This is a genomic window from Amycolatopsis sp. NPDC059657, from assembly GCF_042734395.1.
Classification (GTDB): domain Bacteria; phylum Actinomycetota; class Actinomycetes; order Mycobacteriales; family Pseudonocardiaceae; genus Amycolatopsis.
Genome location: NZ_JBHWEB010000146.1, coordinates 1 through 11728, shown reverse-complemented (window position 1 = coordinate 11728; position 11728 = coordinate 1). Strand labels below are relative to the sequence as shown.

The window sequence follows — 11728 nt, the reverse complement described above, 5'->3', positions numbered from 1 at the left end:
CTTCAGTGTGTTTTTTGTTTTTGTGAGTGTTTGGCGTTCTCTAAACTGCCATAACACCCCACGACTCCCTTTAGCGGAAGCTGATCTGGAGCGTCGGCTCCGAGGTGGCTTCGAAGAAGTCATTGCCCTTGTCGTCGATGACGATGAAGGCGGGGAAGTCCTCGACCTCGATCTTCCACACGGCTTCCATGCCGAGCTCGGCGTACTCCAGCACGTCGACCTTCTTGATGCAGTCCTGCGCCAGCCGCGCGGCCGGGCCGCCGATCGAACCCAGGTAGAACCCGCCGTGCTGCCGGCAGGACGAGGTCACCTTCTTCGAGCGGTTTCCCTTGGCCAGCATGACGAGCGAGCCGCCCGCCGCCTGGAACTGCTCGACGTAGGAGTCCATCCGGCCGGCGGTCGTCGGTCCGAACGAACCCGACGCGTAGCCCTCGGGCGTCTTGGCAGGGCCCGCGTAGTAGACCGGGTGGTCGCGCAGGTACTGCGGCATCTCCTCGCCCGCGTCGAGCCGCTCGGCGATCTTCGCGTGCGCGATGTCGCGGGCGACGACCAGCGGGCCCGTCAGCGACAGGCGCGTCTTCACCGGCAGGGCCGCGAGCTGCGCGCGGATCTCGGACATCGGCTGGTTCAGGTCGACCGAGACGACCTCGTCCGACAGGTCCTCCGAGGTCACGTCCGGCAGGAACTGCGCGGGGTCGCGCTCGAGCTGCTCCAGGAACACGCCGTCGGCGGTGATCTTCGCCTTCGCCTGGCGGTCGGCCGAGCACGAGACGGCGACGCCGACCGGGCACGAGGCGCCGTGGCGGGGGAGGCGGATGACGCGGACGTCATGGCAGAAGTACTTGCCGCCGAACTGCGCGCCGATGCCGAACTGACGCGTCATCTCCAGCACCTGCTGCTCGAGGTCGGTGTCGCGGAAACCGTGGCCCAGCGCGGAACCCTCGGTCGGCAGGTCGTCCAGGTAGCGCGCCGAGGCGAGCTTCGCGACCTTCAGGTTGAACTCCGCCGACATGCCGCCGACGACGATCGCGAGGTGGTACGGCGGGCAGGCCGCGGTGCCGAGGCTGCGCAGCTTCTCGTCGAGGAACTTCGCGAGCCGCTTCGGGTTCAGCACGGCTTTCGTTTCCTGGTAAAGGAAAGTCTTGTTCGCGCTGCCGCCGCCCTTGGCCATGAACAGGAATTCGTAGGCGGGGTCGGCTTGACCGTCCTTGTGGTACAGCTCGATCTGCGCGGGCAGGTTGGTGCCGGTGTTCTTCTCGTCCCAGAAGTTCACCGGCGCCATCTGCGAGTAGCGCAGGTTCAGCTCCTGGTAGGCGTCGTAGATGCCCTTCGACAGCGCGCGTTCGTCGTCGCCGCCGGTCAGCACGCCTTCGCCGCGCTTGCCGATGACGATCGCGGTGCCGGTGTCCTGGCACATCGGCAGCACACCGCCCGCCGAGATCGCCGCGTTGCGCAGCAGGTCCATTGCGACGAAACGGTCGTTTCCGGACGCTTCCGGGTCGTCCACGATCGCGCGCAGCTGCGCCAGGTGTGACGTGCGCAACAGGTGCTGGATGTCGGTGATGGCCGTGCGCGCGAGCAGGGTCAGCGCTTCGGGGTCGACTTCGAGGAACTTGCGGCCCGCTGCTTCGACGACGCGGACGCCGTCCGGGCTGACCAGCCGGTACTCGGTGCGGTTGTCCTTGCCGAGCGGCAGGACTTCGGTGTGCTGGAACGTGGTGGGCTTGGAGGACACGGGAAGCGGGCTCCTTTGCGCGCAAATTCGGTGCCTCGAAAATACCTGGCCCGCAAATGTCGGAAGGCCGGGCCCACCCCGACGGACCCGACCTTCCGGGGAAAGCGGCCCGGACGCGAACGCCCGACCGCGAAGCTCACTGACCGTGCTGGCCGAAGACCGATGTTCTGTGCCGACTAGACGGTCTCGTGACGCACGTCATAAGTCAACGCCGCCGAACGTGTATTCCACTGCGTGAACACGCCGGAAAACGAATCACCACTTTGCATGCACCTTGCAATCCCAAGCATGCCGGAAAACAAGACGGGGCTGTGCGCGCCGTAACCACGCACAGCCCCATTCGTCTCAACGATCATTCCGTCAGCTGGCGTAGGCCCGCAGCCTGTCCGCGCGTTCGCCCTGGCGGAGCTTGGACATGACCTCGCGCTCGATCTGGCGGACGCGCTCACGGGAGAGCCCGAAGTGCTTGCCGATCTGGTCGAGCGTGCGCGGCTGGCCGTCGTCGAGGCCATAACGCAGCCTGATGACGTGCTGCTCGCGGTCGTCCAGCGTCGCGAGCACGCGGCGCAGGTCGTCCTGGAGCAGTCCCGAGATCACGGCGCTCTCCGCGTCGGTGGCCTCGGAGTCCTCGATGAAGTCGCCCAGCGGGGCGTCCTCCTCTGTGCCGACCGGCATGTCCAGCGACACCGGGTCACGCGCGTGGTCGAGCAGGCTGGAGATCTTCTCGGCCGGGATGCCGGACTCGGCGGCCAGCTCTTCGTGCGTGGCGTCGCGCCCGAGCTGCTGGTGCAGGTCACGCTTGATGCGGGCGAGCTTGTTCACCTGCTCGACGAGGTGGACCGGCAGCCGGATGGTGCGTCCCTGGTCGGCCATCCCCCTGGTGATGGCCTGGCGGATCCACCAGGTGGCGTAGGTCGAGAACTTGAACCCCTTGGAGTAGTCGAACTTCTCCACCGCGCGGATCAGGCCCAGGTTCCCCTCCTGGATCAGGTCCAGCAGCGGCATCCCCCGGCCGGTGTAGCGCTTCGCCAGCGAGACCACCAGGCGGAGGTTGGCCTCCAGCAGGTGGTTCTTGGCGACGTGGCCGTCGCGCACCAGCGCGCTCATCTCGGAGCGGCGCTTCGGCGTGAGCTTGTCCTCGGTCTCCAGCACGTGCTGGGCGAAAACACCGGCTTCGATGCGCTTCGCGAGCTCGACTTCGTCGGCCGCGGTGAGCAGTGCGGTTTTTCCGATACCATTGAGGTACACACGGACCAGATCGGCGGCGGGGCTCGGCGCGTCAAGGTCGGACGGATCGATCGGAGCGGCGGGGGCAACCGGCTCGTCGATGAACTCCTGCGCAGGAATCTTGCGCTCGCGAATCCCCCTGGCTTCGCGTTCGAGCGTCTGGACTGACATTTCTGCCTCCCCGGTCACGGGTTGAACGTGGTGCGGTGCACTACGTCACTTCTCCCCGCTGCCCGAGCCCTGTGGAAACCCAGGCGGCGGGAGTCCGGCTCGCTGGCCGGACACTGTGCTCAACGCCTCGGGTTGCCATTTCGTTCCCGAGCCCGTCAATAAAAGAGACGGGCTCACCCTCTCCCCGGTTGCTCGATCAAACCTGAGCTTTTGCTGAGAGCGAAACCTGAGATTTGACTGAGAAACCGTGATCGGATGCGAATATCTTTATGGTCTAAACCTCTATGAGAACGGTGAACGGACCGTCGTTGAGGCTCCGTACCTCCATCATGGCACCGAAACGTCCGGTTTCCACCCGTGCGCCGCGCGTGCGCAATTCACTGACCACCGCGTCCACCAGCTTCTCCGCCGGTTCGGGGCGGGCGGCCTTGGTCCACGACGGACGCCTGCCCTTCCGGGTATCCCCATAGAGCGTGAACTGGCTGACCACGAGCAGTGGCGCGCCGGTGTCGGCGCAGGATTCCTCGTCGCGGAGTATGCGGGACTCGTGCAGCTTCCGCGCCATGGTCACGGCCTGTTCCGGCTGGTCGTCGACGTGGATTCCCAGCAGCACCAACAAACCGGGCTCCGTGATCGCGCCGACCACCTCTCCTTCCACGGTCACGCTCGCTTCGGTGACCCTGGCCACCACCGCCCTCATCGGACCGGCAGCAACATGCCGTGGCGGACCAGTTCGCGCACCACGGGCACCGCGCTCGCTGAGAGTTCCTCAGCGGAGAGTCCTTGTGCGGCGGCGAGAAGCTCGATCAGGTCCTCCAGCGGCAGCGCGCCCTGGCAGCCCGCCAGCAGCCGCGCGGCGAGCTCGTCGACCTCGTGCTGCCAGCCGGGGCCGTCGGTGCGGTGCAGCCGGCGCACGGTGGTCAGCCAGCCCTCGGCGCCGAGCTCGTCGACGCGCTCGAGCAGCACCGTCTTGGGCACCTCGAAGCTGGTCTCCAGCAGCGCGTCGCCGTTGTCGCGCAACCAGTCGACCCGGTCGAGCCAGGTCGCGGCCTCGGCGCCCAGCGGGTCGTCGTAGGCCTGGCGGAGGTCCTCGGCGACGATCGTCGGCGTCTTGCCGCCCGAACGGCGCAGTGTGACGAACCCGAAGCCGACGCCGTCCACGTTGTTCGCGTCGAACCAATCGAGCCAGTCGGCGGACTTGGCGCGGCCTTCGGGGGAGCGCGGGTCGATGCCCGCGTCGCGCAGCCAGGTGCCCACGTACAGGCCGGGGTCGGCCACGTCACGCTGCACGAACCAGGCGTCCGTCTCGGCGGGCAGCCAGCGGCTCACCCGATCGGTCCAGTCCTCGCCGTCGACGTGCAGCCAGGACGCCAGCAGCTGCCCGACGCCGCCGTCGTTGAGGAAGGACGGGAGCTGCCGCACGACCAGCGCGCTCGCGTCGTCACCGGCGAGCCCGGAGTCGCGGTAGGTGTAGTCGACCCTCGGCGGTCCGACCACGAACGGCGGATTGCAGACGATCTGGTCGAACTTGCGCCGCGCGACCGGCGCGAACCACTCGCCCTTGACCAGCTCGACGTCGAGCCGGTTCAGCCGGAAGGTCGCCTCGGCCAGCGCGAGCGCGCGTGCGGACACGTCGGTCGCGGTGATCCGCTGGGCGTGCCGCGACGCGTGCAGCGCCTGGACCCCGTTGCCGGTGCCCAGGTCGAGCAGGGTGCCGACGGGCCGCCTGGTGGTCGCCCTGACCAGGCTCAGTGAGGCGTGCCCGACACCGAGCACGTGATGGCCCGGCACGGGGTGCCCGAGCAGATCGGGGTCGAGGTCGGAGAACACCCACCAGGCGCCGCCCTCGTCGTCGCCGTGCGGCCGGACGTCCAGCCCGGCGCGCACGCCGTTGCTCGTCAGGCGCAGCAGGCCGACACCGACCGCTTCATCGATGCTCACTGGCGCGAAAGCGGACTTGACGTCGGCCTCGGACTCGGTCTCGCCGAGCAGGAAGAGCCTGATCAGCGTGCCGAGATCGCCCGCGTCGAGGCTGGCGCGGCGCGCGAGCTCGGGCTCACCGCGCCCGAAGGCCGCGTTGGCGGCGCCGCCGAGCGTGTCGATCACCCCGTCCGCGTGATAGCCGGCGCGCAGGAAGGCCTCGCGCAGCCGGTCGCAGAGGTCGGCGGAGAAGACAGGAAGATCAGTGCTCACAGCGGGTAATGCTGTCATAGGGTGAGCACGCCGGGGTGCACGCCTGAGGGTGTGGTCGAATCACGGCATGACACCCGTGCTCGCCCCGCTCGAGGCCGCCTTGCCCGGCCTGGAAGCGTTCTACCTCGATCTGCACCGGCATCCCGAGCTGGCCTTCACCGAGACGCGCACGGCGGGCCTGGTCGCCGAGCGGCTCGCGGCGGACGGGTTCGAGGTGCGCACCGGGCTCGCCGGCACGGGCGTGCTCGGCGTGCTGCGCAACGGCGACGGGCCGAACGTCATGCTGCGCGCCGACATGGACGCGCTGCCGGTCGAGGAGAAGACCGGGCTCGACTACGCGAGCACCGTCGACGGCGTGATGCACGCCTGCGGGCACGACATGCACGTCACGTGGCTCGCCGGCGCGGCGCGGCTGCTCGCCGTCGGGCGGGCGCGTTGGTCCGGCACGCTGCAGGTGGTCTTCCAGCCCGGTGAAGAGGTCGGCGACGGCGCGACCGGCATGATCCGCGACGGCGTCTTCGAGCCTGCCGGTAAGCCGGATGTCGTGCTGGGACAGCACATCGTGCCCGGACCGGCGGGCTGGGTGCTGACCAGGCCCGGCGTGATCATGGCCGCGACCGACGCGCTGCGCGTCACCCTGCACGGGCGCGGCGGGCACGGTTCGCGGCCGGAGACGACCGTCGACCCGATCGTGCTGGCGGCGTCGATCGTGCTGAAACTGCAGACGATCGTCTCGCGGGAGATCTCCGCGACCGAGTCGGCCGTGGTGACCGTCGGCATGCTGCACGCGGGCACCGCGCACAACATCATCGCCGACCACGCGGTGCTGGAGGTCAACGTCCGCAGCTTCGACGAGGCCGTGCGCGCCAAGGTGCTCGCGGCCGTCGAGCGGATCGTCAACGGCGAGGCCGCGACCGCGGGCGTGCCGAAGCCGCCGGACATCGAGCGCATCGGCAGTTTCCCCGTCACCGCCAACGACGACGCGGCGACCGCGAAGCTCACCGAGCTCTTCCGCGGGCACTTCGGCGCCGACCGGACGATGGAGGCGCCACTGGTCACCGGTAGCGAGGACTTCAGCGAATTCGGCCGCGCGGCAGGCGTCCCGTCGGTGTTCTGGCTGGTCGGCGGAGCGGACCCGGACACCGTGCTCGCCGCGATCGGCGCCGGCCGGTTCGAACAGGACATCCCGTCGAACCACTCGCCGCTGTTCGCGCCGGTGCTGCATCCGACGCTGCGAACCGGGATCGAGACACTGGTCGTCGGTGCGCTCGGTCACCTGGGTGTCGCTTGAGTTCTTCTAGTGGGAGGATGAGTCCATGGGAGGTGGTGTCGTGACCAGACCCGCCGACGGCCAGGAGCCGGTGCTGATCACCGCGGCGGCCCCGTCGTACAACGACCAGCTGGCCGCCCGCAAACGCAAGTACATGATCATGATGGGCATGCGTTTCCCGTGCCTGATCTTGGCCGGGGTCTTCTACCAGACCTGGTGGCTCGCGCTGACCCTTGTCGCGATCTCCGTGCCACTGCCCTGGATGGCGGTGCTCATCGCCAACGACGGCCCCGCCCGCAAGAAGGAAAAGGTCAACCGCTACACGCCCGACAAGACCAAGATCGAGTCCGGCACCCACCAGATCATCGAAGGCTCCTGAAAAAACCCGAAAGACGCATTGGGCCCCTGGGGTGACCCCAATGCGTCTTTCGGTACCTGCTGGGGACCGAAGGACGCATTGGGGATCTGGCAGGGACCGAACGACGCTTTCGGGGTATGGCTAGGGCTGGGGGCCGACCTGGCCGACCGCCTTCGCGCCGAGTTTCACCCCGGCGCGCAGAATGTCCACAGTGGACGCACCGGCGAGCCACGCTCCGAGCACACCGGCGTCGAACGCGTCGCCGGCGCCCGTCGAGTCGATGCATTCGGCCGGCTCCGAGGGGACCGACGTGATGCCGTCGCCGTCGACCCAGCTCGCGCCCTGGAGCCCGGCGGTCACCACGACGGCGCGGGCGACCCCGAGAAGCTCGCGCGCCGCGGCCGGATCGGCGGATCCGGTCAGTGCCACCAGTTCCTCGGTGTTCGGCATGAGCAGGTCGATGCCGCGCACGTCGTCGAGGAAACCGGCGGGGTCCTTCGTGAGGTGCGCCGCCGCCTGCGGGTCGACCGACGTGGTCAGCCCCGCCTCCTTCGCGGCGGCGAGCGCGGCGAGCCCGGCGGGCCGTGACGACGGGTCGAGCAGCACGTATCCGGACAGGTGCAGGTGGCGGGCTCCGGCGAGCACGGCGGGGTCGATGTCGGCTGGCTCGAAGCGGGCGTTGGCGCCGCGGTCGGCGAGCATGCTGCGCTGGCCGTCGCCGTCGACGAGGCAGACCACACAGCAGGTGGCGGCGTCGGGGTCGACGGTGAACGCGCACCGCACGCCCGCGGCTTCGAGTTCGGCGCGGATGAGCCTGCCGCCGGGGTCGTCGCCGATGCGGGCGATCAGCGTCGGGTCGGCGCCGTACGCGCGCAGCCACAGCGCGGTGTTCGCGCCCGATCCGCCGCCGGTGAACTCGATGCGCGCGCGGACGTCGCCGCCGTGCGGGATCGGCCCGTGCGGCCGCGCGACCACGTCCAGGCCTGCGTCGCCGACCACGATGACGCTCATGACAGCGCCACCGCCACCTCGGCGGCCAGCTGGGCGTTGGACAGCACGAGTGCCTCGTTGGCGTCGATGCTCACCCCGCCGCTGGCGGTGTGGAAGTGCTCCAGCAGCGTCGGCGTGACGTCCTGGCCGTGAATGTTGTTGACCCGCAACAGTTCCAGGCCCTCGGCCAGCAGCCGGTCGTGCAGCGCCAAGTCCATTTCGGACTCTTCGGGGATCGGGTTGGTGAGCAGCACGCCCGATGAAGCGAACGTCCGGTGCGCGGCGATCACCGCGGCCGCCTGCGCCGGGTCGTCGACCCGCCACGGGACATCGTGCCCGGACGAGCGGCGGTAGAAGGCAGGGAAGTGGTCGGTCCGGTAGCCGAGCACCGGCACCGAGTTGGTCTCCAGCACCTCGAGCGTGGCCGGGATGTCCAGCACCGACTTGACCCCGGACGCGACCACCACGACTCCGGCCGAGGCCAGCACGCCGAGGTCGGCGGAGATGTCCCAGGTCTGCGCCGCGTTGAGGTGCACCCCGCCGAGCCCGCCGGTGGCGAACACGCCGATCCCGGCGGCCGCCGCGAGCGAGGCGGTGCTGGCCACGGTCGTCGCACCGGACCGGCCGAGCCCGACAGCGGGGCCGAGGTCACGCAGCGACAGCTTGTCGAGATCCTCTCCCGGCGCGCAGACACGCTCGAGTTCGGCGTCCGACAGTCCGATGCGGGGAACACCATCGAGCACCGCGATGGTCGCCGGGACCGCGCCCGCGTCGCGCACGAGCCGCTCCAGGCGGCGCGCGACGTCGAGGTTGCGGCCTGGCGGCAGGCCATGGGAGAGGATCGTGCTCTCCAGCGCGACGACGGGGTTGCCGTCCTGCAGCGCGCCGGCCACCTCGTCGGTGAGAATCAGCTGGGGAGGTTTGCTAGCCACGAGGGGACATCATCCGAGATCGGTCGCGGGCTGTCGCCATCGGGTCAGCTCTCGTGTCAGGTTGGCCCGCGCCGAGGCTTCCCAGCGGAGCCGCGCGGCCGGGCTCCGGAACAGCGGGTCCTTGGCGAGCAGCTTCTCCAGAACGGCGGCTCGCCCGCTGGTCCAGGCCTCGTCGTCGACGTACTTGAACTCCTCGCGGACGTTGCGCGCGTACTGGTCGTAGACGTCTTCGGAGGCGCCGAGAGTGGCCAGGTCCGCGTCGAGCAGCGCGGTGGCGAGCACGTCTTCCGGAGCCGCGTCGTGACTGAGCGTGGTGAGGATGAGCTGCGAGACCCTGTCGATGTGGCTGGCGGCGAGACCCGCCCTGGTGAGCCAGTCGCGGGCCCACTCGGCGCTGCGGCGCTCGTCATCGCCCGGCTTGGCGTCATAGATCACATCGTGCGCGCAGGCCGCGAGCACGATGAGCGCCCTGTCCTCTGTGGAGAGTGCCTGCGCGAGTTCATCGGCATGCCTCGCGACGGAGTGGGCGTGCGCGAGGTCGTGATAGCGCCGATGCGGCTCGTTGTAGCGGGTTTCGAGGTCCCGCACGGCTTTCCCGGCCGTGTCGCCATCGCCGCCCAGCCGTTCGACGGCCTCGATCCATCGGCTTCGCACGCTCATGGTCACCGGCTCAGTCGAAGATGCCGCGGGGCTTGGCCACCTCGTGGAGCCAGCCTTCGAGCTGGGCCTCCCACTTCACGCCGTCGATGTTCGCGTGCGCGACCTTGAACATGCCCAGGAACTCCTGGCCGCGCCCGCCGAAGCCGCCCGACTTGCTCACCCGGACGCGCTTGGTCACCTCGAGCACCACCTGCGTCTCGTCCGCGGTCGACAGGAACGTCACCGCGAGCCCGTCGAACACCGGCGCGAAACGCGGCGATGGCGTGAAGCGGATCTCCTGGAAGAACGGCAGCTGCTGGCGGGCGCCGTTGATGCGACCCTGCTCCAGCGCGGCGCCGCGGAAGGTGAAGCCGATCCGGCTCAGCGCGTCCAGTATCCGCTTCTGCGCGGGGAGCGGCTCGATGGCCGCGGCGTCGACGTCCTGCGGGTCGGCGACGGAGTTCGCCACGTCGAGCTGGGTCTGCAAGCCGACGGCGATGCCGGCGAGCGGCTTCCCGAAGACGCTGGAAATGGGCGTCTCCCAGGGCAGCTGGATCTCGAACGGCACGCGCACCTGCTGGCCGGGCGCGACCTGCTCGCGGCCCGACAGCTGCTGGCTGCCGAAGGTCAGGTCCGTGATCGACGGGCGCTCGCCCGGCACCTCGACGCGGGCGATCAGCGTGACCGAGAGCGCGTTGATCTCCTGGTCGACGTCACCGCCGATCAGCACGACCTCACCGCGCAGCGGCCTGCCCGGTACGACGGAACGGTCGAGGAGGCGGGCGTCGATGCGCGCGCCGCCGGAGCCGAAGCTCGCGAGCACCTTCTGGAACATGGGGGAGATCCTGCCAGGTCGGGGCCGTCCACACGGGTCTTATCATGGAAGCGTGAGCACCCAAACTCTGCCGAAGCAGGACACCCGCCCCGAGGGCACCGACAGCACCGACGACGACACCCCGAAGATGTTCCACTACGTGCGCAAGAACAAGATCGCCGAAAGCGCGGTCATGGGCACGCACGTGGTGGCGCTCTGCGGCGAGGTCTTCCCGGTGACGAAGTCGGCGAAGCCGGGGTCCCCGGTCTGCCCGGCCTGCAAGAAGATCTATGACGGGCTCAAGAGGGGCGACTGACAGACCACCTGTCGGAAACCCGTCGTTAAGGTGAAAATCATTCACATGGGGGCTGTCCGTTCCGGACGGGACTGGTACCACTAGGGCGCCATTTTCCTTCGGGACGGAGTCCTCCATGCGAAAAACCGCCCTTGTCGCCGCGCTCGCCGTACTCCTGACAACGATGTCGCCCGCGCTCGCCGAAGCCGTCACCGGCTGGACGACCATCGGTTCGGACCGGGCGAGGCCGCTCGACGAGAGCCAGGGCCTGGCCACCATCGTCCGTCCGTCGGGGACGACGATCCGCTACACCGGGATCGGCACCATCCCGGCCGACCTGAACTCGCAGGGCTGGAACCACGTCGGCGACCCCGGCACCGCCAAGGGCTACTACGTCGAGCCGTACCAGCGCGACGACCGCGGCGCCAAGCTCTTCCGCGTGCAGGCCCCGGACGGCAGCTGGGCCAACTACAAGCACGCCTTGGAATCCTGGGAAGCCAACAACAACTCGTTCGCCGCCGCCTCGCCGGACGGCCAGTGGATGGTCGCCGGCGAGTGGGGCACGATGGACCGCCTCCTCGTGCACCCGATGCCCGGCATCCGCTTCACCAACCCGGCCGCGAACCTGCCGTACGCCTCGGCGATCCGGCTCGACCGCCAGGTCCGCGACATCCAGGGCTGCGACTTCCAGACCGCCACCCGGCTGCTCTGCGCTTCCGACGACCCTGGCGGCACGCTCTTCGGCGTCACCAAGCCGCTGCTCCAAGTCGACTTGTCCGCTTCGCTCAACGGGTCCGACGTGACCGGTCACGTGACCTCGCTCGGCCAGCTCCCGCTGCAGAGCGGCTGCGGTGGCAACTTCGAGGTCGAGGGCATCGACTTCGACGAGCGTGACGGGACGCTGCGCGTGATCGTCATGTCGCCGAGCATCTGCATCGCGTTCGACAGCAAGACCTGGCGCTTCCGCCAGTAAGAGAGTCGTGAGTGTTGCCGACGGTTAGAACCGTCGGCGTAACTAGTCAGGTGGTTGCTGGGTGTGTTGGTAGCCAGGGGTTTCCGGTGAGGGCGTCGCGGAGTGCGGTGAGTGTGTTGATGCCGTTTTTG

Annotated in this window: 12 protein-coding genes; 4 read left to right on the top strand and 8 right to left on the bottom strand. The window is 69.0% G+C overall.

Annotated features, from left to right (window positions below; all coding sequences use genetic code 11):
• Positions 1–70: 70 nt before the first annotated feature.
• The 4 genes from ACFV15_RS42475 to ACFV15_RS42460 form a co-directional block, all read right to left on the bottom strand.
• Positions 71–1735, bottom strand: a complete 1665-nt coding sequence (locus ACFV15_RS42475) for a fumarate hydratase (protein WP_378358421.1) — start codon at positions 1733–1735, stop codon at positions 71–73.
• A 360-nt stretch (positions 1736–2095) separates the two neighbouring features.
• Positions 2096–3133: a sigma-70 family RNA polymerase sigma factor gene (locus ACFV15_RS42470; RefSeq protein ID WP_378358419.1), complete on the bottom strand. Its 1038-nt coding sequence runs from the start codon at positions 3131–3133 to the stop codon at positions 2096–2098.
• Between the two features lie 274 nt (positions 3134–3407).
• On the bottom strand, positions 3408–3833 hold the full coding sequence (gene dtd / locus ACFV15_RS42465; protein WP_378358418.1) for a D-aminoacyl-tRNA deacylase: 426 nt from the start codon (positions 3831–3833) through the stop codon (positions 3408–3410).
• Entirely contained in the window at positions 3830–5344 is a 1515-nt protein-coding gene (locus ACFV15_RS42460; protein ID WP_378358416.1) for a methyltransferase, read from the bottom strand. Before ACFV15_RS42460 ends, dtd begins: the two co-directional genes overlap by 4 nt.
• Positions 5345–5393: 49 nt before the next feature.
• Between ACFV15_RS42460 and ACFV15_RS42455 the strand changes: the two genes are divergently transcribed.
• Both ACFV15_RS42455 and ACFV15_RS42450 read left to right on the top strand, forming a co-directional pair.
• Positions 5394–6617 (top strand): amidohydrolase, encoded by a 1224-nt coding sequence (locus ACFV15_RS42455; RefSeq protein ID WP_378358414.1) that lies wholly within the window; start codon positions 5394–5396, stop codon positions 6615–6617.
• A gap of 40 nt (positions 6618–6657) precedes the next feature.
• Positions 6658–6975: a DUF3099 domain-containing protein gene (locus ACFV15_RS42450; RefSeq protein WP_378358412.1), complete on the top strand. Its 318-nt coding sequence runs from the start codon at positions 6658–6660 to the stop codon at positions 6973–6975.
• 120 nt (positions 6976–7095) lie between these two features.
• Here the strand turns inward: ACFV15_RS42450 and ACFV15_RS42445 are convergent, their stop codons facing one another.
• Genes ACFV15_RS42445 through ACFV15_RS42430 form a run of 4 tightly spaced genes read right to left on the bottom strand, consistent with a single transcriptional unit; the run spans position 7096 to position 10350 of the window.
• The gene (locus tag ACFV15_RS42445) at positions 7096–7965 is read right to left on the bottom strand and encodes a carbohydrate kinase family protein (protein ID WP_378358411.1); all 870 of its coding nucleotides are present in this window, start codon (positions 7963–7965) and stop codon (positions 7096–7098) included.
• Entirely contained in the window at positions 7962–8876 is a 915-nt protein-coding gene (locus tag ACFV15_RS42440; RefSeq protein ID WP_378358409.1) for a pseudouridine-5'-phosphate glycosidase, read from the bottom strand. Before ACFV15_RS42440 ends, ACFV15_RS42445 begins: the two co-directional genes overlap by 4 nt.
• A gap of 9 nt (positions 8877–8885) precedes the next feature.
• On the bottom strand, positions 8886–9536 hold the full coding sequence (locus tag ACFV15_RS42435; RefSeq protein ID WP_378358407.1) for a hypothetical protein: 651 nt from the start codon (positions 9534–9536) through the stop codon (positions 8886–8888).
• Between the two features lie 10 nt (positions 9537–9546).
• On the bottom strand, positions 9547–10350 hold the full coding sequence (locus ACFV15_RS42430) for a sporulation protein (protein WP_378358406.1): 804 nt from the start codon (positions 10348–10350) through the stop codon (positions 9547–9549).
• A gap of 52 nt (positions 10351–10402) precedes the next feature.
• Between ACFV15_RS42430 and ACFV15_RS42425 the strand changes: the two genes are divergently transcribed.
• Both ACFV15_RS42425 and ACFV15_RS42420 read left to right on the top strand, forming a co-directional pair.
• Entirely contained in the window at positions 10403–10645 is a 243-nt protein-coding gene (locus tag ACFV15_RS42425) for a DUF3039 domain-containing protein (RefSeq protein ID WP_378358404.1), read from the top strand.
• Positions 10646–10760: 115 nt separating this feature from the next.
• On the top strand, positions 10761–11597 hold the full coding sequence (locus tag ACFV15_RS42420; protein WP_378358403.1) for a hypothetical protein: 837 nt from the start codon (positions 10761–10763) through the stop codon (positions 11595–11597).
• Positions 11598–11728: the final 131 nt, after the last annotated feature.